Annotated in this window: 25 protein-coding genes; 16 read left to right on the top strand and 9 right to left on the bottom strand. The window is 62.9% G+C overall.

From position 1 onward, the window contains the following. Positions 1 to 194: 194 nt before the first annotated feature. From OKW44_RS27765 to OKW44_RS27755, 3 genes are all read right to left on the bottom strand, one after another. A complete protein-coding gene (locus OKW44_RS27765; protein ID WP_018418330.1) occupies positions 195 to 1,058 on the bottom strand; it encodes a TetR/AcrR family transcriptional regulator in 864 nt (287 codons plus the stop codon). Positions 1,059 to 1,150: 92 nt separating this feature from the next. Then, positions 1,151 to 2,509 (bottom strand): IS110 family RNA-guided transposase, encoded by a 1,359-nt coding sequence (locus tag OKW44_RS27760; protein ID WP_280783790.1) that lies wholly within the window; start codon positions 2,507 to 2,509, stop codon positions 1,151 to 1,153. A 456-nt stretch (positions 2,510 to 2,965) separates the two neighbouring features. Beyond that, positions 2,966 to 4,216 (bottom strand): MFS transporter, encoded by a 1,251-nt coding sequence (locus OKW44_RS27755; RefSeq protein WP_018418328.1) that lies wholly within the window; start codon positions 4,214 to 4,216, stop codon positions 2,966 to 2,968. Between the two features lie 326 nt (positions 4,217 to 4,542). Between OKW44_RS27755 and OKW44_RS27750 the strand changes: the two genes are divergently transcribed. Beyond that, the gene (locus OKW44_RS27750) at positions 4,543 to 5,952 is read left to right on the top strand and encodes a 3-deoxy-D-arabino-heptulosonate 7-phosphate synthase (RefSeq protein WP_018418327.1); all 1,410 of its coding nucleotides are present in this window, start codon (positions 4,543 to 4,545) and stop codon (positions 5,950 to 5,952) included. A gap of 160 nt (positions 5,953 to 6,112) precedes the next feature. Then, on the top strand, positions 6,113 to 6,358 hold the full coding sequence (locus OKW44_RS27745; RefSeq protein ID WP_018418326.1) for a hypothetical protein: 246 nt from the start codon (positions 6,113 to 6,115) through the stop codon (positions 6,356 to 6,358). A 162-nt stretch (positions 6,359 to 6,520) separates the two neighbouring features. On the opposite strand, the gene OKW44_RS27740 is transcribed toward OKW44_RS27745, so the two are convergent. Continuing rightward, entirely contained in the window at positions 6,521 to 6,922 is a 402-nt protein-coding gene (locus tag OKW44_RS27740; RefSeq protein WP_018418325.1) for a DUF6566 family protein, read from the bottom strand. A 224-nt stretch (positions 6,923 to 7,146) separates the two neighbouring features. Between OKW44_RS27740 and OKW44_RS27735 the strand changes: the two genes are divergently transcribed. The 3 genes from OKW44_RS27735 to OKW44_RS27725 all read left to right on the top strand — a co-directional run bounded on the left by OKW44_RS27735 (position 7,147) and on the right by OKW44_RS27725 (position 8,263). Continuing rightward, on the top strand, positions 7,147 to 7,521 hold the full coding sequence (locus OKW44_RS27735) for a phage holin family protein (protein WP_018418324.1): 375 nt from the start codon (positions 7,147 to 7,149) through the stop codon (positions 7,519 to 7,521). After that, a complete protein-coding gene (locus OKW44_RS27730; protein WP_113061865.1) occupies positions 7,518 to 7,820 on the top strand; it encodes a hypothetical protein in 303 nt (100 codons plus the stop codon). The genes OKW44_RS27735 and OKW44_RS27730 overlap by 4 nt, the downstream gene beginning before the upstream one ends. Before the next feature lie 254 nt (positions 7,821 to 8,074). Next, on the top strand, positions 8,075 to 8,263 hold the full coding sequence (locus OKW44_RS27725) for a hypothetical protein (protein WP_018418322.1): 189 nt from the start codon (positions 8,075 to 8,077) through the stop codon (positions 8,261 to 8,263). A 233-nt stretch (positions 8,264 to 8,496) separates the two neighbouring features. Here the strand turns inward: OKW44_RS27725 and OKW44_RS27720 are convergent, their stop codons facing one another. Next, on the bottom strand, positions 8,497 to 8,799 hold the full coding sequence (locus OKW44_RS27720; RefSeq protein WP_026225444.1) for a DUF4148 domain-containing protein: 303 nt from the start codon (positions 8,797 to 8,799) through the stop codon (positions 8,497 to 8,499). 292 nt (positions 8,800 to 9,091) lie between these two features. Next, entirely contained in the window at positions 9,092 to 9,709 is a 618-nt protein-coding gene (locus OKW44_RS27715; RefSeq protein ID WP_275426067.1) for an SDR family oxidoreductase, read from the bottom strand. A gap of 329 nt (positions 9,710 to 10,038) precedes the next feature. On the opposite strand from OKW44_RS27715, the gene pstS reads away from it, so the two are divergent. Together pstS and OKW44_RS27705 are read left to right on the top strand one after the other, a co-directional pair. Beyond that, positions 10,039 to 11,055 carry a phosphate ABC transporter substrate-binding protein PstS gene (pstS, locus tag OKW44_RS27710; RefSeq protein WP_018418319.1) on the top strand — a complete coding sequence of 339 codons (1,017 nt, stop codon included), beginning with the start codon at positions 10,039 to 10,041 and terminating at the stop codon, positions 11,053 to 11,055. A gap of 189 nt (positions 11,056 to 11,244) precedes the next feature. Then, the gene (locus tag OKW44_RS27705; RefSeq protein WP_018418318.1) at positions 11,245 to 11,673 is read left to right on the top strand and encodes a YciI family protein; all 429 of its coding nucleotides are present in this window, start codon (positions 11,245 to 11,247) and stop codon (positions 11,671 to 11,673) included. A 156-nt stretch (positions 11,674 to 11,829) separates the two neighbouring features. On the opposite strand, the gene OKW44_RS27700 is transcribed toward OKW44_RS27705, so the two are convergent. Next, the gene (locus tag OKW44_RS27700) at positions 11,830 to 12,561 is read right to left on the bottom strand and encodes a GlcG/HbpS family heme-binding protein (protein ID WP_026225443.1); all 732 of its coding nucleotides are present in this window, start codon (positions 12,559 to 12,561) and stop codon (positions 11,830 to 11,832) included. A 358-nt stretch (positions 12,562 to 12,919) separates the two neighbouring features. Between OKW44_RS27700 and OKW44_RS27695 the strand changes: the two genes are divergently transcribed. From OKW44_RS27695 to OKW44_RS27680, 4 genes are all read left to right on the top strand, one after another. Continuing rightward, positions 12,920 to 13,312, top strand: a complete 393-nt coding sequence (locus tag OKW44_RS27695) for a tautomerase family protein (protein WP_026225442.1) — start codon at positions 12,920 to 12,922, stop codon at positions 13,310 to 13,312. A gap of 129 nt (positions 13,313 to 13,441) precedes the next feature. Further along, positions 13,442 to 14,374 carry a hypothetical protein gene (locus tag OKW44_RS27690; protein WP_018418315.1) on the top strand — a complete coding sequence of 311 codons (933 nt, stop codon included), beginning with the start codon at positions 13,442 to 13,444 and terminating at the stop codon, positions 14,372 to 14,374. Positions 14,375 to 14,497: 123 nt separating this feature from the next. Continuing rightward, entirely contained in the window at positions 14,498 to 14,986 is a 489-nt protein-coding gene (locus tag OKW44_RS27685; RefSeq protein WP_018418314.1) for a YybH family protein, read from the top strand. Positions 14,987 to 15,079: 93 nt separating this feature from the next. After that, a complete protein-coding gene (locus OKW44_RS27680; RefSeq protein ID WP_084753970.1) occupies positions 15,080 to 15,481 on the top strand; it encodes a GFA family protein in 402 nt (133 codons plus the stop codon). Here OKW44_RS27680 and OKW44_RS27675 read toward each other — a convergent pair. Continuing rightward, positions 15,422 to 16,141: an alpha/beta hydrolase gene (locus OKW44_RS27675; protein WP_239498994.1), complete on the bottom strand. Its 720-nt coding sequence runs from the start codon at positions 16,139 to 16,141 to the stop codon at positions 15,422 to 15,424. The two genes, OKW44_RS27680 and OKW44_RS27675, sit on opposite strands and share 60 nt — an antisense overlap. Before the next feature lie 259 nt (positions 16,142 to 16,400). Here OKW44_RS27675 and OKW44_RS27670 point away from each other — a divergent pair, with 259 nt between their 5' ends. The 5 genes from OKW44_RS27670 to OKW44_RS27650 are packed head-to-tail and all read left to right on the top strand — an operon-like array spanning position 16,401 to position 21,689. After that, on the top strand, positions 16,401 to 17,531 hold the full coding sequence (locus OKW44_RS27670; protein ID WP_026225440.1) for an AI-2E family transporter: 1,131 nt from the start codon (positions 16,401 to 16,403) through the stop codon (positions 17,529 to 17,531). Between the two features lie 29 nt (positions 17,532 to 17,560). Further along, on the top strand, positions 17,561 to 19,102 hold the full coding sequence (locus OKW44_RS27665) for a TolC family protein (RefSeq protein WP_018418311.1): 1,542 nt from the start codon (positions 17,561 to 17,563) through the stop codon (positions 19,100 to 19,102). Beyond that, the gene (locus OKW44_RS27660; RefSeq protein WP_018418310.1) at positions 19,099 to 20,235 is read left to right on the top strand and encodes an HlyD family secretion protein; all 1,137 of its coding nucleotides are present in this window, start codon (positions 19,099 to 19,101) and stop codon (positions 20,233 to 20,235) included. Before OKW44_RS27665 ends, OKW44_RS27660 begins: the two co-directional genes overlap by 4 nt. 7 nt (positions 20,236 to 20,242) lie before the next feature. Next, entirely contained in the window at positions 20,243 to 21,256 is a 1,014-nt protein-coding gene (locus OKW44_RS27655) for a DUF2955 domain-containing protein (RefSeq protein ID WP_018418309.1), read from the top strand. Between the two features lie 52 nt (positions 21,257 to 21,308). Continuing rightward, positions 21,309 to 21,689, top strand: a complete 381-nt coding sequence (locus tag OKW44_RS27650) for a potassium channel family protein (protein WP_026225438.1) — start codon at positions 21,309 to 21,311, stop codon at positions 21,687 to 21,689. A 123-nt stretch (positions 21,690 to 21,812) separates the two neighbouring features. On the opposite strand, the gene OKW44_RS27645 is transcribed toward OKW44_RS27650, so the two are convergent. Then, the gene (locus tag OKW44_RS27645) at positions 21,813 to 22,280 is read right to left on the bottom strand and encodes a DUF4440 domain-containing protein (protein ID WP_026225437.1); all 468 of its coding nucleotides are present in this window, start codon (positions 22,278 to 22,280) and stop codon (positions 21,813 to 21,815) included. Between the last annotated feature and the right edge of the window lie 23 nt (positions 22,281 to 22,303).

Genomic DNA, 22,303 nt, shown 5'->3' with positions numbered 1-22,303 from the left:
GTGACGCAATCGCCGGGCCAGCTGCGAGTCGCGCACTTGCGTCGGGCGTTACCGCGTCTTACCGACTCGACTGACGGGCACGGCGCAGCTGCGCAACGTAGATGTACTGCTCGGGTAAGCGAGCTCGATCGGGTTCCATGTACGACGTGTGGTGGTTACGTCGAGTGATGACGCGATGACGCCGTGAGAAGTCGTCAGGCGGTGCCGTGCAGCCCATGCTGATAGCTTGCCGGCGCCGCTTCCATAGTGCCGCCGCGGCTTTTGCTGTCGACCGTGTCGCGTGCCACTGCGCACGCGGCCTCCTCGCCGCTGGTATGTTCTTGCGCACTGGCGAACGTGCCGTCCACGCCGCCGTCGGTCGCATCGCCGAGCACGGCGACGAACGCGGCCAGTTGCGTGCCGTCCGGCAGCGGCGCCTTCAGCGCGGAGACCATCAGCGACGCAAGGCGCGCGATGAGCTGCAGATCGTTCATCGACTTGCCTTGCGAGAACTCGGCAATCAGGCTGTCGGTATCGGTGCCGGCGAGCACCCCCGACAGCGCGCCGATCGCGAAATGCAAGCGCCAGCCGAGCTCCTCGCGCGGCAGATGCGGCAGCGCGCGCTGGAACGCGTCGAAGAAGCGCATCGCCACCACTTCATAATGCGCGTTCAGAAAGTCGCGGATGAACGACGACGGGTCGGCGTAGGCGCGCCCGAGCAGGCGCAGAAACGCTTTGCCGCCGACACGCGGATCGCGCGACAGACGCAGCGCCGGAATGAACATCGCGCCGAGCACGTGCTCGCAGGTCAGGCGCGCGCCGAGCATGACGTCGAAACGGTCGAGCAACTTCAGGCGCTCGTGGTTGAGCTGATCGAGCCGGCGTGACAGCATCGAGTGAATCAGCGATTCCTTGCTGCCGAAGTGATAGTTGACCGCCGCGAGATTGACTTCGGCGCGCGAAGTGATCTGGCGCAGCGACATCGCCTCGTAGCCGGATTCGATGAACAGCGTCTCCGCGGCGTCGAGAATGCGTGACTGCGTATCGCGGGCATGCCGGCCGGTTGTGCGAACTGCCATGATGCCGTCTCCAGTTGCCGGGGCTGCCGGCTCGCAAACACGCGATTCAAATCGATATTTGAAACGACCGTTTCCTGAGAAACTCCCCTGAGTCAGGTCGCTTTGGCCTGAAGGACATAGCCCAGGGACTCGGCCCGGCGCGTCAGGTTGTTCAGGACCCGCTGCCGGTAACGTTCCTCATAATAGGCTGCGCCTGGATCGACATATTCCATGCCGTAGCGCAGTGTGTTGTAGAAGAGCGCCGCGATCTTGCGTGCGGTGGCAGTGACGGCCTTCGCCTTGCCGATGCGGGCTGACAGCCGTCGGTAGAAGCCGCCCAGAGCGGTGTCGGTCCTGCCGACCGTGACGGCGGCGAGCCGCAACGCGGCAGCGGCCTTGCTGGAGGAGCGGCGCGTTTTCGAAGACAGGATCTTGCCGCCCGAGATCTTGTTGCCAGGTGCGAGGCACAGCCATGACGTGAAGTGCTTCACGCTCGGCCAGCGGGACATGTCGTTGCCGCATTCGGCAATGAGCTTGAGCGCCACGTAGGGTCCCAGGCCGTGAATCTGCGTCAGGTCGACACCGAGCATCCCGTACAGCGCAGCACGCACGTCGAATGAGAAGTCGTTTGACTGCTTGCCTCGATGTCGCGCTGCCGGCAGTGGCGCGGCGACGGGTTCGATGCCAGCCTGCAACTGCTTGAGCGCGATTTCGATCCGCTGATCGCATTGCGTCACCTGGGTCTGGTAGAAGTCGTACAGGGCCACGGCCTGGGTGAGCTCGAACACGTGCTCGGGCTGGTAATGACCGCCCAGCGCTTCACGGATTGTCTCGATGGAGGCTTTGCAGCGCATGTCGCGATGCTGTGCAAGGACATCGGTATCGCGCTCACCCGCGACGATCGCCCGGATGATCTTCATGCCGGTGACGCCTGTGACGTCCTGAACGACGTGATGCAACTGTACATTCATCTGCATCATTGCCTTCTGCATATGCTGGATATGGGACGCCGCATATTCCAGCAGGCGCTCCCGCTGCCGCAGATAGGATCGTAGCGTGGCCACGTCCTGTCGGGGGCGGAAGCTGGCGCGCAGCAGTCCGTACCGGTGCAGCTTCTGCAGCCACTGGGCATCGTTCACATCGCTCTTGCGGCCCGGTACGCTCTTTGCCTCCCGGGCGTTGACCAGCAACACCTCGAAACCATAAGACTCGAGGATTTCGAACACGGGAAGCCAGTAAATCCCGGTCGACTCCATCACGACAGTCGTGACCTTGACCTGCCTGAGCCACCTGGCAAGTTCGTGAAGATCGGCGGTGAAGCTGCGGAACGAACGCACTGGGTCCTCGGCGCATTCGGGTCCAACCGCGACCACGTGAAACTGTGCGCCGACATCGATGCCTGCGGCGTGCGGATTGACAACGGACATATCGGTGCGGCGAGCGACGGTTCGCCTCGGTTTGGGCTGTGCCATGTCTGGCCCTCCTGGTCATGGAAGTGCCAAAGGGCGGGACTGCGGTATCTATCACTTTCCTGAACGGGATCACCTCACGGTGTCACCAATGCCGGGTCCGCATCGGTCCCTGGACCATGTTTTTTAACGGGATGAGTCACCAGTAAGCGGACGGCCGCTCCCTTCAGCGTGGCCAGTGTAGGACTTGCCCGGAGTTTCTGCTCCTTGGGGAGGGCATGGCCCTTTGGATGTTTTTTAGGATAAGAAAGGATGGTCGGTGCGATCAAGTGACGGGCTCGACGAACTCCTCTAGAAGACCTGTCGGGTAGCCATGCTGGCGAAGCGCGGCGCGTCATACCGCGCGGAAAATAAAAAGACCGTTCCGAACGAATCGGAACGGCCTCGTGTTGTGTTGCGATGTAATCTGGACTTGCGCTCGGCGACCGGGTTGACCCGGCTCCCGAAAGCCTCAAGCTCTTAAACCCGTCCTCCGACCGCGCCGCCGGTCGATTCCGCGCCGACGACTTCACGCGCGGACTGCGTCATGTCGATGCCGCGGCGCTCGCGGCTGAACGGAATCAGCGCGCAGATCACGAGCGCGACGATGCCGATCACGACCGCCATCACGAGCGCGTAATCGTTGTTGTGCATTTCGGCGATTTTCGCTTGCAGCGGACCGTTGACCGACGCGATCAGATTACCCAGCTGATACACGAGACCGGGGAAGGTCGCGCGGATTTCATCGGGCGAAATTTCGTTCAGGTGCACCGGGATCACGCCCCAGGCGCCTTGCACCGAGATCTGCATCAGGAACGCGCCGAGCGCGAGCAGCATCGGCGTGGTCGAGAATGCCCACAGCGGCAGCACCGGCAGCGCGATCAGCGCGGAGATGAAAATCGCGCGCTTGCGGCCGATCTTCTCCGACGCCCAGCCGAAGAACAGACCGCCGCAGATCGCGCCGATGTTCAGTGTGATCGTGATCCACGACACCGTGTGCGCGTCGAACTGGCGCTGTACGCGCAGGAAGGTCGGATACAGATCCTGCGAGCCGTGCGAGAAGAGGTTGAACGCGGTCATCAGGATGATCGCGTAGATCGACAGGCCGACATTCTTCTTGAGCGTCGCGACGAGGCCGGGCCGTACCTTCTTTTCGAGCGTCTTGAACGCGGGCGACTCCGGCACGTGCGCGCGAATGTACAGCACCAGCAACGCGGGCAGCACGCCGACGAAGAACATGCCGCGCCAGCCGATGTATTGATAGAACAGGCCGAACACGATCGACGCGAGCAGGTAGCCGCTTGGATAGCCGGCTTGCAGAAGACCCGAGACGATACCGCGCGACTTCGGCGGCACGGTTTCCATGGTCAGCGCGCCGCCGACCCCCCATTCGCCGCCCATCGCGATACCGAACAGCGCGCGCAGCACGAGCAGCGTCATCAGGTTCGGCGACAGACCGGACAGCAGTTCGAGCAACGAGAAGCACGCGATGTTGACCATCAGCGTCGGACGGCGGCCGTATTTGTCGGCGAGCCAGCCGAAAATCAATGCGCCGAGCGGGCGCATCATCAAGGTCAGCATGATCGCGACCGCGACGGACGGAATGTCCGTATTGAATTCCTGCGCGATATCTTTCAATACGAACACCATCAGAAAGAAATCGAATGCGTCGAGCGTCCAGCCTAGATAGGCGGCGATCGTGACGTTTCTCTGTTCCCGAGTCCAGCTCATTGATTGTTCTCCTGAGTCTCCACAAACCGCGTTTGATCGCGGACGGCACTGTAGTCCTTGCGCCTTATGGCAAGGCTTCCCGGCGAGTGTACGCCGAGCATTAAGCGCCTGCATGGTTGAAGCCGTCTTTTTCCGTGTTAATCCGGGGCAGCAATTTTCGTGCTGAATTTGTGTTTGTGTTTTGTAATGTTTATCGGGGATTTCCCAGCGCCCATTTTTTATGAAGTTTATGGCAATGGCGTTTTGACGGGGGCGACCCGTGCCGGTCCGCGCGCCGCATCGAACCTTCATGTACAGTTATTTCGCCAACTGATCGACATATCGCTATGTCCTTGACGCCATCGCCTTCGTTGCTCGACGAGATGCTCGACGCTGTCGCGCGTCGCTATCGCCTGCCGGCGCTCGCGGCGGTCTGCGCGCCGATGCAGCAGGCGAGACCCGCCACCGTGCTCGCGCTCGCGATCGAGCAGGCTCGCGAGGCGAGCGCGCGTCGCGAAGCGCCGGATGCGGCGAACCAGCGCTTCTTCGTCGAGGCGCTCGCGCGGATGATTCGGGAGGCGATGCGCGAGGAAGCCGGCGACCCGGTGTTTCAGGCGATGCTGCTACGGCATCGCAGCACGGTGGTGCGCGAGTACGCGTCGCTGGCCGCGCACGCGAGCGTCGATCGCCGGCTGATCTACGCGGCCGTCAATGCGATCGCACATCCGGCCAAACAGCAGCGGCTGCTACCCGGCCCGCAACGCGACGCGCTGGCGCGTCTGCACGCGCTGGCGTTTGCCGAAGCGTGGCCCGAACTGGCCGAAGCCGTGCAAGCTTGCATCGATACGCCGCAAATCGCGCACGACGCGGCGCTGCAACGCGGCCTCGCGCAATTGCTGGAGAGTGCCCCTTTGCAGCGCTTGCGCCGTCTTTACGCGCTCGCGTCCGACGAGCGCGTGCGTCAGTACCAGACGCTGTGGGACCGCCAGGGGCCGCGCCCGGGAAGCTCGACTGCCGTGGCACGAGGCTTGAGCTCGAAGCAGCGCGGCGCCGCGGTCGAGGCATCGGCCGCCGATGCGCTCGACGCGCTCGCGCGGCGCCTCAATGATGCGCAGGGTGCGCTCGCCTCGTACCGTGTCGTGAACTCGATGCGCGTGCCGGCCGCGATACCCGCGAGCCACGAGCGCGCGAAAACCGAATGGGACGTGGTGCTGCTGCGCCAGGCACAGCCCCCAGCCGACACGGCGGCGTGGGACGTTTGCCTGCTCGTCGAAGCGAAGGCATCGGTCGATGCGGCCACCACTGATCTGCCGCGGCTCGTGCGTGGTCTGACGCTGCTTGCGCATGCGGACCCGCACACCGTCTACCCGTTTCGGACGCAGCAGGGGACGGTGGTTTTGAGCGGCGCGTCGCTCGCCGCGCTGACGAGCGACGGGGCCGGTCTTCGCAGGACCGTGCTCTATTGCTGTGACGCACCCGTCGAAGCGGCGCCGCGCGTGCTGAGCCCTGCGAGCCGGATGCAGCTGCTGTCGGCGCACGCCAGCCTCGATTTCGCGGGCGCACTGGCGGACGGGCGCGACGCCGATTGCGCGGTGCTGGAATCGGTGTGGCATCAGTTGCTCGAATCGCCGAGATGGCGGACGGTGCTCGACCAGTACGCGACGCTGCGCGAGGTCCGCGAATTGATGGTTCATCCGGACGACTTGCGGGCCGCCGTCGGCATCGCCGACGCAAGACGGTTGAGCGCGGCGCGCTAGGCCTGCTTCGGTTGTCAGTTCGACGCGCTCAGCCCACCGTCGACCGGCAGATTGACGACCGTGATGAAGCGCGCGTCGTCGGCCGCGAGAAAGGCGATTGCATGAGAGGTGGCGCGCGCGTTGCTCGTAGCGATAGATCTTCGAGCAAAAAGGAGTAGTGATGGAAACGCCGTCGAAGCGACTGTCGGACACACAGGTGCAGGTTGCCAGCAAGATCTACGGATTTCGCTCGCCACAGGAGGCGGACCGTTTCGTGCAATGTCTGCGCGACGGCGACGCGAGCCGCTGCGTCGCGGACGTTCCGCCCGAGACAGCAACCGATGCCTATCCCCCAGGAACCCGCACAGGCTCGGGCGCGGGCATGACGATCGGGCCGCCCCCGGGCGGGCTCGATAGCGACGAGTAACGCGTTTGCGCCGGGTCGCCGGCGCGGGCACGGTTCTGACGCCTCGGCGATCAGAAAGACAATCTCGACCCGGGGCATCCGTCGAACCTGCAATCACGACATTTGCGACGTGCGTATTGCGACGTGCGCGTATTGCGACGTGCGCGTATTGCGACGCCCGCGTCAGCGCACCGGCCCCAGCGACGCCGACAGAGATGCGGCGCCGCCGCTCAGTGTCCGGTCGATCAGATAGCGGCCCTGTTCGATGCCGGCGCGCAACGCTTCCGCCTCGGTGAGCCATTCCGGCGTCACGGGCTCCACGTTGGCCAGATTGGCGGGTAGCTCCAGCGGCCGACCCTCGCGGGAAATCGACACGTCGGCGATCCAGGCGCCTCGGGAGTTCCGATGCGCGGTCACCGTGATCAGCGCGCCGCGGTGCGCGTCGTGCATCGCGTGGTGGGAGCCGCGCTCGGCGCGCGCGGCCGGCATCGCGCGGCCGTCCGCGGTAGCCATGTCGGAGCCGGTCTCGCCGATGCTGGCGTCGGCGCCGCGGTCAGTGTGATCGGTTGGGGGGAGCGGGGTCATGCTGTCCTCGGGGGGCGAATGATCTGCCTGATTCAAGCAAGCCCTGTGCCGCCAGGGCGAACGCGTGCATGCATCCGTCCAGGCACGGGCACGCGGCGTGCGATCGCTCAGCGCGGGCCCGGCCCTTGCGCCGCGTTCAACGCTGGCGTCGCTTTGCTCTGTCGGCCTAGGGGAGAAGTCTTTGCTGATGGCGGCCGGCGCAAATGAATCGTAAGGAGGACGGCATGTCGATCCATGCGAAGGTCACGAGGTGGCGCAACGTCGGGCGATTCTGCGTCGAACGCGTCACCGACTATAGCGAACTGTTCGCGCTGGAAGTCGAGGAGACGCGAAAGCGTCTGGTGCGCGAGTTGAGCGCACTCATGGCGTTGGCAGTCGCGGGCCTGTTCACGCTGTCCTTCTTTTGCATCGCGATCATCGCCACCGCGTGGCAGACGCCTTACTTCCTTGCGGTGGTCTGGGGCGTGGCCGCCGCGTGGCTGCTCGTGTGCATCGTGTCTTTTCTCGTCTTGCGGGCGCAGAAACCGGCGCAATCGCTTCACGTCCTCAAGGCCGAGATTCACTCCGATCTCGACGCTCTCAGGGAGTCGCTCAAATGAGTCAGCCACGTCACGCCAATGAGCTTGCCCGGGCCACCATTCTGGAACGCATGGAGGCAACGCGAGCCGCCTTGCTCGTGGCGAACCGGACCGCCGCGTTGCCGGGGATGCGGGCGGCCTCGCGGTCCTCCGCCGGCAATGTGCTCGCGTCGCTCGCCGAGGCGCCGCATGTTGCGCTGCTTCTCGTGCTGGTGATCGGCGGCATCGTGTTGGGGCCGCGCCGCACGCTGTCGATCGCGGGCCGTTCCGGTCTTACGGCGTGGATTGCCCGCAATGTGCGGCGGTCGATCGCGCAGTGACGCCCTGAGCGAAAGCAGCGATTGGAGTAAGCAAAGCAGAATCGCCTGGTTCGTGAACCCACGGCGAGGACGCACGGGTGCTGTCTGATCATGATCGCCCCAAGTCGTCTCGATGCGGCCAGCAGTCGTCAGTGAGTCGTTGGCATGTTTAGACGTCGGGTCGCTCGCGAGCGTTTTCGGACGACTCAGCGAACCGTGTGCAACCCTTCCAGCCTGCTAGACTGGAAGTTCCCCTGCAAGCCATGGAGGGAGATATGACGACCGTCTACGTCGTAAAGACCGGCGAAAAGTTCCTCTGCACCGCGGAGGACGGCGATATCGGCATGGCACCGGAGATTAAGGAAGCCACGTCCTTTCGCTCGTACGAGGAAGCGAATAAAGTCGCGAACGAGCACGCCGACCCCGGATACGAAATCCTGACCATCGACGTTAACAAACGCTGACGAGGCGTTAGCTGTTCGCGCCCAGGCGCTCAGCGAAACGAGGCTGGCAATACAGCAGGCGCCATGCGACATGGCGCTCGGGTCGGGTGCGTCCGAAACGTCGTCATGACGGCTTCGGGCATTCAGGCGGCAGCCGAAACCACTCTGCAAGCGCGCATAGCACGGCACTCCACGCCGTCCGCGGCTGGGCGGACGGCATGCTCTGCATCGTCGATCTTGTCAGACGGGCAGGCTTACGATCCGCCAAAGAACACCGGCTTCATCCCACTTGTGCTGGCCGGGTGACCCATCTGCTGCGTGCCGCTGGTCGCGGGGCCGTAGCCGCTGCTTTGGCCTGCGGCAGCGGCGTTGGTGGTCGGCATGTTGGTAGGAAAGTCGATGGTATTCGCATTGGCCGGATTGAAGCCGGCTTGCTCGAGCTGAGCGATTTCTGCCTGCACTTGCGCGTGCGTCAGCGCCCCGTCCGCCTGCGCCAGCGATGCAACTGGCACGGCCATGACCGCGACCGCGCAAGCTGTGTGGACTAACGTCTTCATGATGGCCCGCCTCCTGGTTGGCTACTCCGGCTGACTCGCGCTTCGCTTTTCGCGGTCCAGCTCATCAAAGATTAGGTGAGGAATCGTACAGTGGTCGTTTATTTTTCATGGTAGCGGGTTCGTCCATCAGCCGACGCTGGTCGACGCTCGCGCCCGAGCGCTCCGATGTCGGCCGCGCATCCGATACCGTACCTTCGGACAGGAGCCGACATCATCGAAGCGTGGGTCAAGCAGCCGCTCGCGGGTCGTCGTCGAACATCCGCATTCCCGCGGGTGCCGTCGTCAAGAAAGCTCAGGTGCGCGTAATCGAAACCCCGCCGTCCACCAACGAAGCGGTACCCGTCACGAAGGACGAATCGTCGGAAGCAAGGTAGAGCGCCGAGCGGGCAATCTCTTCCGGCTTTGCGACCCGCTTGAGCGCGTGCAGCCCGGTCACGAACGTCTGCGATTCGGCCGTATCGTTCATACCGCGATACATCTCCGTGTCCACCGCGCCCGGGAGGATCGCGTTGACGCGCACGCCTTGCGGGCCGTATTCAGCCGCGAGCGCCTGCGTCAGTCCGATCAGGCCGGCTTTGCTCGCGGCATAGGCGGCGGTCCCCGGGAAGGCGAACGAGTAGCCGACGAACGTCGACGTGAAGATGATCGATCCACCGCCTTGCTTGATCATTTCAGGAATCTGATGCTTGGCGCCGACAAACGCACTCGTCAGGTTAGTGGCCAGCGTCGCTGACCGGCCCGCTTCCGATACGCCTGTGGACGGTCCCATTTCACCCAGCGTCCCCGCGTTGTTGTAGGCGATGTCGAGGCGGCCGAAGCGGCTGACGGCGAGTTCGACCAGCGCTTTCGCGAATTCTTCGGATTGCACGTCCCCGGCCAGCGAGACAGCGGCAATCGATTTCCTTGTCAACGCGTTTTCGGGCGTGCCACCGTGGGACGAGACGTCAAGGGATGTCTGATGTGTGTCGGCAATCCGGAAACCGGATGCCTGCAATTATGGAAGAGGCCGCCGGGCACGGCGCGTTCGATAGCATGATTCAACTGGAATTCGGCCTGTCACCGTTCTTTAATGTGCCGTATGGCGCGTCACGCAGGAGACCTGGCACACCCGATGAAAGCTGCACATTGAATCGCCGGCACGGTCGCCCTCCAACGAGTTCACGCAGTTGCAGGTCTGGATCAGCGATGTCCCGGAACAAGAACCGACGGGAGACATTCGTGAGAACATCCGACGCCATCATGGCTGGTCTGATCTGCTGTTCATGCGCAACCGCGGCCTACGCCGCCGACATTAAGGGAGCCGGCAGCACGTTCGCCGCTCCTCTCTACACCCGATGGGCCGCCGACTACCAGAAGTCGGGTGGCAGCAAGGTGATCTATCAGGGCACAGGTTCGTCCGATGGGCTCAAGCAGGTCATCGCCCGGGAAGTCGACTTTGCGGGCTCGGACGCGCCACTGACCGACGATCAACTGACCCGCGACGGCTTGCGGCAATTTCCAACCGTAATCGGCGGCGTGGTACCCGTCGTGAATCTTCCGGGGCTCAAAGCCGGCGAGGTGATGTTGACGGGGCCGGTCATCGCCGAAATCTTTCTCGGCAAGATTCAGTTCTGGGACGACCCGGCAATCGTGCGGTTGAACCCAAAGATCAAGATGCCTAACTACCCGATTGCCGTGGTGCGTCGCCAGGATGGCTCGGGCACGACGCTGATCTGGACTCACTACCTCGCGCAGGTCAGTCCGGAATGGAAGCGCAGGGCAGGCGAAGGCACTAGCGTGCGATGGCCGCTCGGCATCGGCGGCAAAGGCAACGAGGGTATTGCCACGTACGTCGGCTATCTGCCCGGCGCAATCGGCTATGTCGCATGGGATTTCACGAAACAGAACCGCTTGAAGTACGTTGCCATGACCAATGCGGCGGGTAATGTCGTTCAGCCCAGCGCCGCGACCTTCAAGGCAGCCGCGGCGAGCGCCGACTGGTCGGGTTCTCTCTCGCAATCGCTGACCAACCAGCCGGGCAAGGATGCCTGGCCGGTCATGGGCGCGACTTATGTGTTGCTCCCCGCGGCGCCGATCAAGCCGGGCCACGACGAAGCCACCTTGAAGTTTTTCGAATGGGCGTTGAGTCATGGGGGGCCGACGGTCAACGCGCTGGATTACGTACCGCTTCCGGAACTGGTCGTGACGAAGATCCGCGCACAATGGCCCGCCGATACAGGCGAAAAGTCGGTGCAAAAAGCGTTCGCAGTGCCGTGACCACCTTGTGGCGGATCGGGAAGTTCTGTCAATGCTCACGGCTGCCAGACGCCTTTACGCTCATCGAGAAACGTTCTGAAAAATCGCGCAATCGTGTCTTGCGGTGTCGATTTCTCCTATGATCATTCGTCGTAGTCACTGGAGGCGCCGTTGCCTCCAGACACTTTCGTCTTCAAAGGGAAAACCCAAATGCGCGTCATGGTCATCATCAAGGCAACCCCCGAATCGGAAGCCGGGCAAATGCCGAGTACCGAACTCCTCACGGCGATGGGGCAGTACAACGAGCAATTGGTCAAGGCCGGCATCATGCAGGGCGGCGACGGGTTGAAGCCGAGTTCGGCCGGCGCTCGCGTGAGGTTTTCAGGGAAGGACCGCACCGTCATTGACGGCCCGTTTGCGGAAACCAAGGAATTGATTGCCGGGTACTGGCTCTGGCAGGTTCAATCGATGGACGAAGCGATTGAATGGGTAAAGCGCTGCCCGAATCCGATGGTCAGTGATTCAGAGATCGAGATTCGCCCGTTCTTTGAGCCTGCGGACTTTGGCGAAGCTTTTACGCCCGAGCTCCAAGACGAGGAAAATCGTCTGCGCAGGCAAATTGACGGGCAGATGCGTTGACGATTTTCACCGCATCAGTCTGCGGGTACGAACGCAATCCAGATCCGACTGTCTGAGACGCTACGCGGGCTTCCGATACGTAGTCCGGAAGCCCGATGCCACGGGTCGATGATTGCCGTCGTCAGTGGGTGTCGCCGGCCAACCGTTCGAAGCCGGTCAGTGCGAAGGTATCTGCTCGATCTTATCGGCGCTCAGGTCGCTCGGGAAGCAATGAGGATGCTCAAAGCCCATCGGAGATCCGCTCGTTGAATAGACGATGTTATCCGTGTTGTTCGGGCCTTGGCCGGCGGGTACAGTGCCGAGCCCCGCGAGCTTGCGCATGCGATAGGCGATCGCATGATCGGCGCAGGCGCTATCGCCGCTCACGCCCAATCCTCCGATGACTTTCCCTGCTGCATAAAGCGCGACGCCGCCGCCGAAGGTAATGACGCCGCCAAGCGTGTGTCCGATGCCGCTGCCCTGTTCGAGGAAGCGCGCGTCAAAAGGATTCGAATTATTCAGGCCGTAAAGGGAGCCGCCCGGCTGGGTGGCCGCGTAGAGATTTGCCGTCGATAGTGCGAGTGCGTCGTTGCTGAAACCGTTCGCCGTATAAGCCTTCGCGATTGCAATGGCCCGGCTACCGGGCCAGGCGTCACCGGTCACGATCACCGAACACAGATGCCCCTGCCGATCGACAATGGCCGCCCACATCCGGTTAGGCTTGAAGATCCCGCCGTTCGCATCGGGCAGGTTCACGACCGTATGCAACTGCTTTTCCACCAATGCGACCGTACCTTGAGGTAGCGTGCATCGGGCTTGTGGGACATCATCATCGCCAGAGGCACGACTTTCGTGCGAAAAGGACGCAATACAAAACGCTGCGACAGCGACGGTAAGCATCTTACGCATGACGATTCTCCTGACGATCGATTTGACAGCAGGCACGCTGTGGGCGAGAACGCGAACAAACAATAGGACAGCCAATGAAATAAACGACTCATCGCTGTTGAATGTCGGAGGCGAGTTCCCGGCAGCGAACGTATCTCGTTGATCCGGGACTTCGTGTAAATAGTGAAGACCATTATGCAAGGGCAATAGGCCAAAACAGAGTGCCCGTCAGCCATGCATGCCTGCCTGGCGTTCGACACTGCTACGGAGACGAGCGACGATCGGCTCGCCAGAGCGTGCTGGGGCGACGGTTTTGATCGATTGGATGGCGCGGCATATAGTTGGCGAGTGCGCAACACTTTCGTCGGAGATCGATGCAATGCCTTATCTACAGCTTGATGTAAACGATCACTACTCTGTCGAGAGCAAGAGACTGCTCGCGGCGAAAATGAGTGAGACCTATGCTCGGATGATGTCGGTTGACGTCAGGCGAATCAGCGTAGCCATCCGCGAACTCGGTCCCGGTAGCGTGTGGCGCATTGCGGAGGAGAGCGGGGAACCGGTGCCCGTTGCGTTGATAATGCTCGATATCAGAAGGGGGCGCCCGCCCGAGTCGCGCATGGAGGTGGCCAAAGCGCTTTGCGCGCTGTGCATCGAAATCCTTGGCTTGCGCGAGGACCGACTCAACGTTGAGTTCACCCAGCATTCGGGCGATGAGATGTATCACCCGGCACTCGGAGGTTACAGCCCGGAATGGGCGCCGGGCGAGTGATGAGGGTTCGAGTTGCGCGGCCTGTATTTGCGCATGGCCGTATGAGGTCGGCGATATGCGGGAACAACGAGGGCGCCAGGATCGGATCGTCCTCTGTTGCGCCACAACCTGAGCCAAAGGAGGAGGACCATGAGCAGGCTTGCGACATACCTGGCCGGTAATCGGCGGACGCGACCGTGGTGGATTGTCTTGATCACGACGGTGTTCTGTTTCTTATGCCAGAGCGTCGTCGCACAAGCGGACGACGGCGCGGCTCGCCTGCGCGCGAAATATCAAAGTCTGACGCAGCAACTCGCGCACAACCAGTTTCAGCGACCGCTGTACCTCGAATCGCAGGAGTTGCCGTCGGCGCTCAAGGGCGATATTTACGGGGTGCTCAACTATCCTTTCGCGGTGGTCAGCGGCGCGCTCGACGACCCGACTCAGGGCCCGGCCAACTGGTGCGACGTGCTGATCCTGCATCTGAACACCAAATACTGCCATGCGTCGACCAGCGACAGCGGTACGATCCTCACCGTGAACATCGGCAAGAAAACCGAGGAATCGCTTTCGTCGTCGTACCGCGTGCAATTCAACTTTCGTGCGGTAGCGAGCACCCCTGATTATTTTCGCGTCGAGCTCACTGCCGCCACGGGTCCGCTGAGTACGAAAGACTACCGTATCGTGCTGGAAGCGATACCGGTGGGCGATAATCGCACCTTTATTCACCTGACCTACGCGTACGGATATGGCACGGCGGGACGGTTTGCCATGAAAACCTACCTGGCGACGATCGGCAGCAACAAGGTCGGCTTTTCCGCTACGCCCGATTCGTCGACGAGCGAGCCGCAATACATCGGCGGCGTGCGCGGCTTGGTCGAGCGCAATACGATGCGCTACTACCTCGCCATCGATGCCTATCTTGGCGCGCTTTCCAGCCCGCCCAACGCCCGCCTCGACAAACGCCTCGCTGACTGGTTCGATGCGACCGAGCAGTATCCGCGGCAATTGCACGAGGTCAGCCGCGCCGACTATATGGAAATGAAGCACGACGAGTATCAACGTCAGCAGATCGCCCAGTGATCCGCGCAGCGGGCGGGGATCTGATCAAGGCAACGCAATATCGCGTAGAAGGTTTTTCCGAGGGGATGTCGATCCGAGGGTGCGTCGATCGTCGTGACCTGGTAAGACAATTGGTCAGGAACCTTGGATCTGCCGTTTTGCGCCAAGTCCGGCCGCCATCGTCATCCGACCTGGGAGCACACTGTGAACAGACTCGACAATCCGATCCTGCAAGTCCTGGAAGGCTACAAAGCCGCGGTATTGGCGAAAGACGTGGACGCGTTCGTTGCGCTATACGACCGCGATGCGGTGGTCTTCGACATGTGGGGGACATGGGCGTACCACGGCATCGCATCGTGGCGCGCCATGGTGGAGGGCTGGTTCGGTTCGCTTGGTACAGACCGTGTGATAGTCGATTTCAGCACGGCGCAAACGATCGTCGCCGCGGACCTCGCCGTCGTCCACGCCTTCGCGACATATAAAGCCGTCGACGCCGACGGATTGGAACTGCGCTCCATGGACAATCGCCTGACCATGACGCTGAGGCAGCAGGCCGACGGATGGAAAGTTGTCCACCAGCACACCTCCTCTCCGATCGAGGTCGGCACGGCGCAGGTAATTTTCAGGCGCTAGCGGTCTGGCGGTTCGACATCGCGCGTCGGCTCGCGAATAATCACGGCTGCGTGACTTTCCAATTTGCGACGTACCTTCTGTTTAAAAGCAGCCATGAAACCATTGCTTGCCGGCCGATGCCTTTGCGGTGCCGTCCATTACTCGGTAAGAGACGAATTCGTCTATGCATTGAACTGCCACTGTTCAAACTGCCGGCGCGCGACCGGCTCGGCGTTCAAACCCTTCGCGGGAATCGAGCGCGACAAGCTGCGCATCACTCGGGGCGAAGACAGCCTGTTGCTTTTCGGCGATGAGCGAGCGTCGCACGATGTGCGCTGCAAAATATGTGGAAGCCTGATGTTCTCAGTGGTTCGTCAGGGGCAGTACGTTCACGTCACGCTGGGAACACTCACAGACTCGCCCGCCATGTCTCCCACTGCCCACATGTTCGTGGGTTCAAAGGCACCGTGGTATTCGATCACTGACCAATTGCCGCAACACGACGAATTCGGGTGAGTCTCTTTCCCATCGCAACATCGACTCGAAAGATCGCACCACAGCGGCGTTGAATCGCTGATGGAACGCCGTCCGATCGAAGCCCCGGCGCGCTGTCGCAGATCTCCGGGCGCAGCCGCGCAAGACGCGCATCGCAAGGTGGCAGAAAGTCGTGGTGGCCGGCGTTTGCCACCACGCGATAGTCGGGAGCGCGGGGCAGGTCGTCCCGCACCGGCTCGTCGTACCAGGGATGCGGCTGATGACGATCACCAGCCGATGAAGCTGCGCGGGCCGGCGCCAGAGTTGCAGCACGCGGCTCTGGTCATCGAAAGTGTCGCCGGCGTGGCTGGCCGCCGCCGCGACGAAGCCCGCGCGAGCCAGCGCGAGCGCCGTGTCGTAATGGGCGCCGTACCAGCCGCCGCCGCCGTGCGACAGCACGATCAGCGGCAGGTGATGGCCTGCGATCGGCGCGTCGGCCGCGACGGTCTGGGTGACGTCGCCCAAGGCGTGCGGCGTGGCCGGCGCATCGGTGGGATACCAGATTCCGGCAGTGAGCGGCGGCTCGGCGCCATTCGGTATGTCGACCTTCTGAAAGCCGACCCCGGCGGCGAGGGCAGGCGCGCCAGGCATCATGGCAAGAAGAAGGGCGACGATGGCCATCAATCTCACGGTTTTCTCCATGACTGTCGGCGGCGGGCTGAGCTCCGGACGGCTCGAGGCTATGAGACCAAAGTCCAATTGAATATTTCAGGCGCGGGTTCAATAGTAGTGAAACGCCGCGCTCTGTCGACGACAAAGCCGGCGCGATCCTCTTCCTAAGATGCCGGAATTGCAGGCAGGCCTTGGTATTGGCGTCAAGAACGTTCCAGTGGGTTTGAGTTTTCAGGCCTATCACGGTGTCGCCGCCGAACCGCGACGCGACCTGGCGGGAGAACGACTTATGCTGCTCACACCGATTCCCCAACGGACTCCGTCCCGAGAGATGCTCGACGTCCTGATTCGCGCCGGACTCGTCGCGGTCCTGGCCGTATTCTGTTTTCGGATCTTCGCGCCGTTTCTTAACCTGATGGCCTGGTCGGTGATTCTTGCGATCACGCTCTATCCGCTGCAGGTCCTGCTTCGCTCCATGCTCGGCGGCAAGGATGGCCTGATCGCCACGCTGATCGTCCTGGTCGCGCTTGTCGTGATTCTGGTGCCAACGTATGCGCTGGGTCTCGCGGTAGCCGATTCGGTCGAGAAATCGATAGCCATTGCCAGGAGCGGTAGCTTCCGGATTCCGCCTCCCGCGGAGTCGGTGGCGAGTTGGCCGCTGGTCGGCCAGCGTGTGTACGACTTCTGGCAACAGGCATCGACTGACCTGACCGGCCTTGCGCATAAATTCGCCCCGCAGCTGAAGGAGGCCGGGCTCGCTGTGCTTGCAACGGTGACGGGTCTTGGTGCCGGCCTGGTGATATTTTTCGTCGCGCTGATCGTCGCAGGAATCCTGATGGCCCACGGTGAGAAGGGCTATCACAGCGCGGTGCAGATCGCCTCGCGCATCTCGGGCCCCGAGAACGGCGCTCAGATCGCCGACTTGTGCACGGCGACGATTCGTGCGGTGGCCCAGGGGGTAGTGGGCATCGCGTTTATCCAGATGCTGCTGATCGGCATCGGCTTCGTCGTGAAGGGGATACCCGGCGCGGGGTTGCTCGCGCTGGCCGTGCTGCTGCTCGGCATCATGCAATTGCCGGCCACGCTGATCACCATTCCGGTGATCGCCTTCGTGATCGTCACGGACGGCGTGAACACCGCAAACATCATCTTCTCGGTTTACGTGTTCGTCGCAGGCCTCGCCGACAACGTGCTCAAGCCATTGATGCTGGGCCGTGGCGTCGCGGTGCCGATGCCCGTCGTGCTGATCGGAGCGCTCGGCGGCATGGTGACGGGAGGCGTCATCGGGCTATTCGTTGGGCCCGTGATGCTGGCCGTCGGTTATCAGCTGTTCTGGCGCTGGGTCCGAGACCAGCCTCAACCCAGGCAACCCACGCAACCCACGCAACCCACGCAGACCCACGAACAGAAGCAGACCTGAAGCTCGAGGATGGCTCCGTGTCACCGTTGATGCGTCCGTACGGGATCGCAGTGCTTTTCGGGGCGGCGGTTTGCCTGAGCGGATGCATGCGGGTGGGCCCGGACTTCAAGCCGCAGCATGAAGCGTGGAGCGAGCACTGGAGTAGCGAATCGATTACGCGGGTCACGCAACCGGGTGCACAGCCCGATGTGCGCCAGTGGTGGCTGATCTTCGACGATAGGAATCTCGAACGTCTGATCGCCGAAGCCGACGCGAACAACGGCGACCTGAAGATCGCCGGACTGCGCGTGCTCGAGGCGCGCGCACAGCTCGGCATCGCGCTCGCGGGACGCTATCCGCAGGTGCAGCAGGCGAGTGCCGATGTACTGGCTTCGGCGCGCAAGCGCTCGGATGGTTCCAATCCGCGCTCGGGCGTCTTCGTGCAGTACGGCGCGGGCTTCAGCATCGGCTGGGAACTCGATTTCTGGGGACGTTTCAGCCGCGCGATCGAATCGGCCGACGCCGCGTTCTTCGCCGCGCAAGCCAACCGCGACGATGCGCTGGTTCTGTTGCACGCGCAGGTCGCGGATACGTATTTCACATTGCGGGTCGCGCAGGCGCGGCTACGTATCGCTCGCGAGAACGCCCAGTTGCAAAAACGCAGCTACGACATCGCACAAAAGCTCTTCAAGGCTGGCGAATCCGACGAACTCGACTTCCAGCAGGCGAAGACGCAGTACCTTGGGACGCTGAGCAGCATCCCCGATCTCGAAAGCCAGATCGTGCTTGCGCGTCATGCGCTGTCGGTGCTGATCGGGCGAGCGCCGGGTCCGCTGCCGGAACTCGACGTGCAGGCGGGCAAGGATGGCGTGGTGCCGCTGGTGGATCATGCGGTGCTGCAGGACGTGCCGGCCGATCTGCTGTTGCGCCGCCCTGACGTTCGCGCGGCCGAGTACCAGATGGCTTCGCAGTCGGCGCTCATCGGCGTGGCAAAAGCGGATCTGTACCCGTCGGTATCGTTGCTCGGCACGCTGACGTGGACCGCCAGTTCGCTCGCGGGCGCACCGAGCACACTGCTCTTTGCCGCGGGCCCGAGCGTGACGTGGAACGTGTTCGACTACGGCAGGATCACGAACAACGTGCGCGTCCAGGACGCACGGCTGCAAGAGTTGACGGTGGCTTATCAGAACACGGTGCGCGAGGCGGCGCGCGAGGCCGACGACGCCGCGACGGCGCTGCTCGCCGCCTTGCAGCGCGACACCATTCTGAATGACGCGCAGGGCGCGGCGCGGCGCTCGCTGACGCTCGCCAATACGATCTATCGGGAAGGGTATTCGGACTTCCAGCGGGTCCTCGATGCGCAGCGCGCGCTGTTCGCGCAGCAGGACGCGTACGTGGTCAATCGCAGCAATGCGCTCGGCAGTGTGATCGCGCTTTACAAGGCGCTCGGAGGCGGCTGGGAAACCGAACAGCCGCTCGTCGATGCGGCGACGCGCGCGCAGATGCGGCAACGCACCGATTGGGGCGACCTGCTCGACCGAACGGCGCCGTCTTCCGGTACGCCGGCGCAAGCCGAAGGGGCGTCACGATGAGCGATACCCAGGATACCCGCGAGCCTCGAACCGCCGCCCCGCCGAAGTCGTCGACGCCTGCCGCCGACCCTTCGGGCAGGGCGGTCAAATGGGTCGTCTGTCTGATCGTGCTCAGCCTGATCTGGTATCTGCTCGCCGACCGTTTCACGCCGTATACGCAGCAGGCGCGGATTCAGGCCTATGTCGTGCCCGTCGCCGCCGAGGTGTCGGGACGCGTGACGCGGGTGTTCGTCCATAACAACCAGGATGTCAACGCGGGGGACGTGCTGTTCGAAGTCGATAGCGAGCCCTACCGCATTGCCGCTGACCGGGCGCGCGCCGATCTGGAGTCCACGCGCCGGCAGGTCGGTGCCAGCACGGCCGGTATCGAGTCGGCACTCGCGGCGTTGCGGGCCGCCATCGCGAACGAGGTCAAGGCGCGCCAGGACAGCGACCGTCTCGAGCGGCTCTATCGCGAAGACGAGGGCACCGTCTCTCTGCGACGCCTCGAGGTCGCGCGGGCGACGCATGAACAGGCGCTAAGCCAGGTCGACGGGGCCCGTGCCGAAGTCGAGCGGGCGCGGGAGCAGCAGGGCGGAAGCGAGGCGGAGAATGCGCAGTTGCGCAGCGCCGCTGGCGCGCTGGAGAAGGCCGAACTCGATCTCGCCAACGCGCGGATCAGAGCCCGCTCGAGCGGCGTCGTGACCGATCTGCGCACGGAAGTCGGTCAGTTCGCCGCGGCGGGCAATCCGGTCATGACGCTGATCGCGATCCGCGACGTGTGGGTCAGCGCCGACATGACGGAGAACAATCTGGGCCATCTCAAACCCGGCACGCGCGTCGAGATCGCCTTGGACGTGCTGCCCGGCGAAGTGTTCGGCGGGCGGGTTCGCAGTGTCGGCTATGGCGTGAGCGTGGGGCAGAGCACGCCGGCGGGCAGCCTGCCCACCGTGCAGAATAGCCGCGACTGGCTGCGGCCCGCGCAGCGTTTCCCGGTAATCGTCGAATTCGACGACAGCGAGCGCGCGCGTCTGCGCGATCTGCGGGTGGGCGGGCAGGCCGAAGTGATGGCGTTTCCGACCCAGGGCAATCCGCTCAATCCGCTGGGACACGCGTTCATCCGGCTGATGAGCTGGCTCTCCTACGTCTATTGAGAAGCCCATGCAGCCCGTGACCCAGCGCCTCGGTTATCGCGCGATACGCGTGGCCATCGGAACGGCGATCGCTCTTGCCGTCAGCTTTGGACTCGATTTCCCGATACCCGTCGTCGCGCCGGTATTCGCGGTTTTTTTGCTGGCCACGCAGAATCGCCCGCTATCGTTGAAGGCCGGCGTGATTCTTTCGCTGGTCGTGGCGTCGACCACCGGCAGCGGCCTGCTCCTCGTTCCGTTGCTTCGACACTATGCGTTGGCCGGCGTCATGATCGTCGGCCTCATGCTGTTCTTCGCGTTTCGTTACGGGCTGCGTGGCGGCAACAATCTCGTCGCGACATTTCTGGTCGCGGGACTGACGATGATTTCTGCCGCGGGCACGGCCGACTTCGAACTGGCCCTGACGGTCGTCGGCGCGCTGGCGAAGGGACTTCTGCTTGCCGTGCTGGCGTCGACGCTGGCGCACAGATTGTTTCCTGAAAGCATGGGCGCGCGAGAACAGCCCGCCGCGGCAGCGATGGCGGAAGACGAGGCGGCCTATCTCGCGCTGCGTGCCGCGCTCGTCGTCATGCCGGCCTATCTGCTCGCAATGACCGACCCGGCGAACTACATGCCGATCATCATGAAGTCCGTCAGCCTCGGCAGACAAACCTGCACGACCTCGGCCCGCGGCGCCGCACGCGATCTGATCGGCTCGACGCTGCTCGGCGGTCTGCTCGCCATCGCGTTCTGGTTTGCGCTGAGGCTGTTCGTGCATCTGTGGATGTTCTTTCTGTGGATGCTGTTGTTCGGCCTGCTGGTGGGACGCAAGCTGTACGGCCTGCAACCCACGCGTTGTTCGCCGGGCTTCTGGCTGAACAGTCTCGTGACGATGATCATTCTGCTCGGGCAATCGGTGCAGGACAGCGTGGCGGGCAAGGATGTCTACACCGCGTTTGCCGTGCGAATGGGGCTCTTTCTGGCCGTAACGGCCTATGCGTATTTGATGCTTCTGTTTTTCGAGCAGCACCGCCGTGCGGAGTGAGGCGGTGCGGCATGCTGCAAAGCCGATCCGGTGATCGCAACAGGAGCGTGTAATGGGAAATTCGACAGGCGATGGCGCGGCCCGTCCTCGGGCTGGTGAGATCCTGAAGGAAATGGCGATAACCCTGTGGTATCTGAGAGCGATTCTGATCGGTCTGCTTCTACTGTTCGTCCTGCTGACGTTTGGCATGTACTACTGTGGCGCGCCCGTCGAGACAGCGAACCGGACACCGTCGCCGCTGGGTGAAACCGTGTACCTCTGCGCGATCACGGCGCTCACCATCGGGTACGGCGATGTCGTGCCCACTTCGGCGTTCGGCCGGATCGACGCCGCATGCCTCGGGCTGATCGGCGTGGTATTCACCGGCTTGATCGTGGCCGCAGCTGTACGAGGCGTGCAGGAGGCCGCGCATCGGGCGGAAAGGACGGGATAGCGAGGCGCGGAACAGAATGAGGCGGACTGGACGGTATGGAAGGCCGCAGTCAAGGCGGGACGTATTCAGGTCATTCGTGAATGAGGTTCAAGTCCCAGCCTGACTTTTTCTAAACCACATCGGCTAATTGCCTTCCGGCATTTTCGACGAATGATGGCTGGTAATCAGCCACTTGTGCCCATTCCACGCGTAGGTGAACGTATAGCGCGCCTTGACGACCGAGCCGTCCGCGAATTTGAAGGTGTAGAGCCCCGAGTCGATCGCGGTGTTGCATTCGATCATGATGTCGCGGAAGTCGATCGTGCCGACCGGTTTGTTTTCGAGGAAGTGTTTGAAATAGTCGAGTTTTTCGTCGGCGGTCAAACGCGGCTTGTTCGAGACGGTCGGCAGCAGAATCGAGTTCGGCGCGTAGTTCGCCACGACCTTCTGCGGTTCGCCGGTTTTCAGCGAGTCGTTCCAGCGATCGAACAGTGCGGAAATCTGCTTTTCCGAGGTGGGATGGCAGGCTTCGGACCTCGCGAATGCGCTGCCATGGGCCACGACCGCAACCATCGCAAAGACGACGGACGGCCCGTCTACGCTGATTCTCATGATGCCCTCCGCGATCGTTGCCG

It is taken from the genome of Paraburkholderia lebeckiae, from assembly GCF_050436325.1.
Lineage (GTDB): Bacteria > Pseudomonadota > Gammaproteobacteria > Burkholderiales > Burkholderiaceae > Paraburkholderia > Paraburkholderia tuberum.
The sequence above is the reverse complement of the archived record's forward strand: the minus strand, read 5'-3'. Positions and strand labels throughout refer to the sequence as shown.